The organism is Wolbachia endosymbiont of Drosophila seguyi (assembly GCF_028981765.1).
In the GTDB taxonomy this organism is placed as follows: domain Bacteria; phylum Pseudomonadota; class Alphaproteobacteria; order Rickettsiales; family Anaplasmataceae; genus Wolbachia; species Wolbachia pipientis.
This window is the reverse complement of the sequence record NZ_JAPQLM010000106.1, coordinates 1-4,880: the sequence shown is the minus strand read 5'-3', so window position 1 is coordinate 4,880 and position 4,880 is coordinate 1. Positions and strand designations below refer to the sequence as shown.

Below are 4,880 nucleotides of genomic sequence, written 5' to 3'. Positions count from 1 at the left end.
CCAGTGTCAAGCACTGGGATGACACCATTTGTTGTAAACTCACTTTTACTCTATGGTTATACTACCTTGCTGCTATTCTGAACGGATACAGTGGGCTTATTAAATTATAGAATTACTTTAGCTATAGAATAAAATCTAGTGTTACTTCACGCCAAATGTGGTGGTGCTGAGTAGGCAAGCCGGTCAATGGGCTACATTTATATACTGCACGCATTGCATTATCTGCTATCGACCTGAAAAGTGGATTATTTCGATAGGAATCACTGTCTGCTACATCCGCCATAATTATCTCGCCTTGACTGGATAACAATAAGTTAATTTTTATATTAAAATTTTCTTTGTAAGCTATGCTTTCAGGAATGCTCCAGCATTTTGTGAGCTTGTCTCTTATAGAGTTAATAATTTCTGTTACAACTAATTCATCCTTTTTGCTCTCAACGCTTTTTTCGTTTCCTATTTCATTTTTTGCCCCTCTAACATCCCTTCTTAGTTTTTTCTCTACACTTTTTTTTCTTTTTGGAATTGGAATGAATTCTTTACCCTCGTTAATAATGACTTCTTCTTGCATTTCGATAATTTGCCTCGGTTGTGCTACAACAGTGTGCTCAACTATTTCTTTTTTCCTTTGTGGTATAGGAACAGCTAACGTATCATTCGTTTGGGCTTTTGTTGAAGATAACGAAAAAAGCAAAAAACAACATAAAGACAAAAAAAGAATATAATTCGAATAGAAAAAACGCATATGTTAAGCAGCTTGTTTTACTGGTTTAAAGCTAATATTGCACGTAAAGTCAATATATTTTAGTTGATGGACGAGTTTGAAGTCAATAAGGAATCCCTTCAAAGCTGAAGGCAAGCGGAAGATTGTCTTCTCGACAGACAAAGGAATTGTATAATGGATTAAAAGGAACCGTATGACAAAAATTATAGCAAAAGAATATACAGAATTTTTAGAGCAATTGAAGGATCATATTGCAACAAACCGTTATAAAGCAGCACTTGCAGTAAATAGTAAGCTTATTTTGCTTTACCACCATATTGGTACAGAGATCCTAAAACGCCAAAAAGAACATACCTGGGGAGCTAAGGTAATTGATCAATTAAGTAAGGATTTGAGAAGTACATTTCCAGAAATGAAAGGCTTTAGCATGAGAAATCTGAAGTATATGCGTAAGTTTGCCGAAGAATATCCTGATGTTGAATTTGTGCAGGAGCCTCTTGCACAATTAACTTGGTATCACAATATCACTCTTTTGGAAAAAATAGAAAGTCATGAAATAAGATTATTTTATGTAAAAAAAGCTATTGAACATGGCTGGTCACGTAACATTATGGTGATGCAGATAGAACTTGGACTACATAAACGTCAAGGAAAAGCAATAACTAATTTTAAAGAAAAATTACCATCTCCACAATCCGATCTAGCACATTACACATTAAAAGATCCGTATATTTTTGATTTTTTAAGTATAGGTAAGGATGCTCATGAAAGAGAAGTAGAAAAAGGACTCGTAGGGCATATGGAAAAATTTCTGTTAGAACTCGGTGAAGGATTTGCATTTGTTGGTAGACAATTTCATTTAGATGTTGGTAATAAAGACTTTTATATTGATTTATTATTCTATCATTTAAAGTTACGTTGCTTCGTAGTGATTGAACTAAAAGATAAGGATTTTAAGCCGGAATATGCTGGTAAAATGAATTTTTATCTTTCTGCAGTTGATGATTTACTGAAGCACTCGACAGATCAACCTTCTATAGGGTTAATCTTATGTAAATCTAAAGACGATGTACTTGCTAAATATACACTCCGAGACATGAACAAGCCAATAGGGCTAGCAGAATATCGAATAACTGAAAATCTACCAGAGAACATAAAAACAGCTTTACCGACGATAGAAGAATTAGAAGCTGAATTATCCAAAATTTCAGACGAGGAAAAGTAATGTTACTAAAATCATTCAAACAATTATTTAGCAAATCAAAAGCTCAGTATGAAATGCATCAGGCTCAGGAAGAAGAGTGGCAGCCAATAACTTACTCTCTCATAGCCTTGAAACTTTGGAAGCAAACAGTAACGGAGTAAGTGATTTTTATGGATTACACGCTCTAGGTGCACTATCCTATATATCATACGGTCAATACACTCTAAATGAGATGGAAAGATGAAGGCATCATTATAGCTGCTAAAAAATACGGCGATAAAAACTTAATTCTTTCTCTGTTTACAAAAAATCATGGAAAGCGCAGGGGATTAACTAAGCTAACAAACAATAGCAATTATAAGTTTCAGATAAGTAATCTATTACATGCAGAATGGAGTGCTAAGTTACCTGAAAATCTAGGTTTTTTTAAGTGCGAATTAATCGAATCTCCATTCCATCATTTCTTTCAAGATAGGTTAAAAAGCATTACTATTGTTTCTTTCTCCTCTATTTTAGAAAAAGTGCTTCCAGAAAGTGAACCCTGTGCCATGCTGTATGACAATTTTCGATATTTCATCGATGTAATTAAACACAACAATCAGTCTTGGCAAAGCCATTATCTTAACTTAGAGCTTCTGCTTCTTACGCAATTGGGATTCAAGTTAGACTTATCCAAATGCGCTGTAACAGGTGTTAAGGAAAATTTACAATTTATTTCTCCAAAAACTGGTAGAGCAGTGTCAAAAAAAGTAGGAGATTATTATGCAGATAAACTCCTACCTTTTCCACAAATGTTACATGATGTATACAATAATAACCTACAAAACAGCTACTCATTCCAAGAATTTCAGTTAGGACTGAAAGTCACAGGATATTTTTTAAATAAGTATCTATTTTTGCAGTTAAACGTGAAATTTCCAGAGCTGAGAAACCTCATGTTGTCGCTTTAATCTTAGCAGTCCTACGTCATACCGCGATTCATTCGCGGTATCTCTTAGCATAGATCCAGCTAACAAGTAGCGGGATGACGAACTTATCGTCATGCCACCGCGAACCGTCATACCGTGATTTATTCACGGTATCTCTTAGCATAGATCCAGCTAACAAGCAGCGGGACGACGGTTGTCAGGGTGTCATCCCAGCGCCCCTATGATGTCATCCCAGTGCCCAGACACTGGGATCCAGAAAAGTTTGCTTGTGAACAAGCAAACTAGCATGGAAAGTGGTTACAACGTTTTCGATGAGATTATATGGAAAACTGGATTCCAGTGTCAAGCACTGGAATGACAAGGTATAAACCTTATCGTCATGCTGCCGCGAACCGTCATACCGCGATTCATTCGCGGTATCTCAGCATAGATTCCGCTAACTAGTAGCGGAATGACGGTTGTCGGCAAACTTAAGCCACTTTAGCTATAGCCAGTAACCACTCTATTTCTACCACTGTTTTTTGCTTTATATAAATATTTGTCGGCACGTACTATAAATTCTTTAATATTGTCAAGGTCAGATTCTTGCATTTCTGCAATTCCAATGCTCACAGTTACATCGTGGGTTGTATTTTTATCCGCAAGTATAAAAGGTTTTTTAGCAATAATTTTTCGTATTCTCTCCGCAATAGTATACGCATCTGATACATTGGTATCTGGCATTACAACAACAAACTCCTCACCACCAAACCTAGCTAGTAAATCTGTCACTCTGATATTTTCAGAAATTCTTTTCTGTATTTGCTTTAAAAGTTCATCCCCAGCACTATGCCCAAAACTGTCATTCACTATCTTAAAATAGTCTATATCAAGTATCATAAGAGACAACCTTCTATCCTTTTCCACAGAGTCCTTAACAATGTTTCTTAAGTGTGCATCAAAATATCTTCTATTATAACAGTTAGTTAATGGGTCCTTTATAGACATTTCCGCATTATTAAATAAATTCATTCTCAAGGCATCTTGATATCTTTTGCGTTTTACTTGCGAATTAACCCTTGCTATTAGCTCACCCTCATCCAAAGGTACTGTTAAATAATCATTAGCACCTACATCAAGTGCTTTTACTAAATTGTTTTTATCATAATCCTCAGAAAGAATCAGAATTGGTGTATAACGTGTTTCCACCTTACTACGAAACTCAGAACACAAACGCAAGCCGTCAGTTTTTGAAAATTGCATATCAGAAATGATCAGGTCGTAACCATTCTCAATACCAACCTTCAATGCTTCCATTGGATCACTCAGTATTTTAATTGACCTAAAGCGTTGCTTTAATATATCATATATCTGCTCTGCTTGATGAACATCCTCATCTATAACAAGTACGTTAGCATCAAAAATCTGATTGGAATAATCCATAATACTGTTTCCTGCGACTCCACCAATCTCAGCGTTAGTTTCTCCTCTCAAACGCAATTCATCGATAATCATCTTTAAGCGTGTGAGAGACTTAATTCGTGAAGATAAAGCAGTTTCGTTTATTGGTTTAGTCAGAAAATCATCCGCGCCAGCATTAATACCTTGCACTCTATCATGAGTATCATGCAGCGCAGTTACCATAATTATTGGAATATGGGTTGTCAAGGGATCACTCTTTAGCTCCTTACAAACTTCAAAGCCATTCATCTTTGGCATCATGATATCAAGTAATATAATATCAGGCTGCTGCTTTGCTACTAAATCTATAGCTTCTTCACCATCATGAGCTACGATAACCGTATAGTACTCTGCTTTTAGTCGAGCTTCTAAAAGCTTGACATTAGATAGTACATCATCTACTACCAGAATCTTCGCTGTCATTATCTTTAGATGTATTATCTATATCGTAAGTAGGATAAAGCTTACCATTTTTACCAACTATGTAATTTACTTTCTCAGTATTACACTCTTTATATAAGTCTTCAATTCCGGCATCCTTCAATAACCTTCTGGCTTTTAACCTTACAATTGTAAAATACCTATA

The 4,880-nt window shown here is 35.5% G+C and carries 6 protein-coding genes and 1 pseudogene; 4 read left to right on the top strand and 3 right to left on the bottom strand.

The window, feature by feature from the left end:
• Positions 1-121: 121 nt before the first annotated feature.
• Complete coding sequence (locus tag OZD62_RS02410; protein WP_022626225.1) at positions 122-742, bottom strand: hypothetical protein; 621 nt, start codon at positions 740-742, stop codon at positions 122-124.
• A gap of 172 nt (positions 743-914) precedes the next feature.
• Here OZD62_RS02410 and OZD62_RS02405 point away from each other — a divergent pair, with 172 nt between their 5' ends.
• From OZD62_RS02405 to OZD62_RS02390, 4 genes are all read left to right on the top strand, one after another.
• Positions 915-1,946 carry a PDDEXK nuclease domain-containing protein gene (locus OZD62_RS02405; protein WP_038199734.1) on the top strand — a complete coding sequence of 344 codons (1,032 nt, stop codon included), beginning with the start codon at positions 915-917 and terminating at the stop codon, positions 1,944-1,946.
• Between the two features lie 76 nt (positions 1,947-2,022).
• Positions 2,023-2,169 (top strand): hypothetical protein, encoded by a 147-nt coding sequence (locus tag OZD62_RS02400; RefSeq protein ID WP_007548499.1) that lies wholly within the window; start codon positions 2,023-2,025, stop codon positions 2,167-2,169.
• Complete coding sequence (gene recO / locus OZD62_RS02395) at positions 2,153-2,875, top strand: DNA repair protein RecO (protein ID WP_010082260.1); 723 nt, start codon at positions 2,153-2,155, stop codon at positions 2,873-2,875. The genes OZD62_RS02400 and recO overlap by 17 nt, the downstream gene beginning before the upstream one ends.
• Before the next feature lie 172 nt (positions 2,876-3,047).
• Positions 3,048-3,212 (top strand): hypothetical protein, encoded by a 165-nt coding sequence (locus OZD62_RS02390; RefSeq protein WP_010962440.1) that lies wholly within the window; start codon positions 3,048-3,050, stop codon positions 3,210-3,212.
• A gap of 122 nt (positions 3,213-3,334) precedes the next feature.
• Here the strand turns inward: OZD62_RS02390 and OZD62_RS02385 are convergent, their stop codons facing one another.
• Together OZD62_RS02385 and OZD62_RS02380 are read right to left on the bottom strand one after the other, a co-directional pair.
• Positions 3,335-4,717, bottom strand: a complete 1,383-nt coding sequence (locus tag OZD62_RS02385; protein WP_275019354.1) for a PleD family two-component system response regulator — start codon at positions 4,715-4,717, stop codon at positions 3,335-3,337.
• Positions 4,689-4,880: pseudogene (locus OZD62_RS02380) on the bottom strand (Sec-independent protein translocase subunit TatB); the annotation flags it as partial. The pseudogene OZD62_RS02380 and the gene OZD62_RS02385, both read right to left, overlap by 29 nt.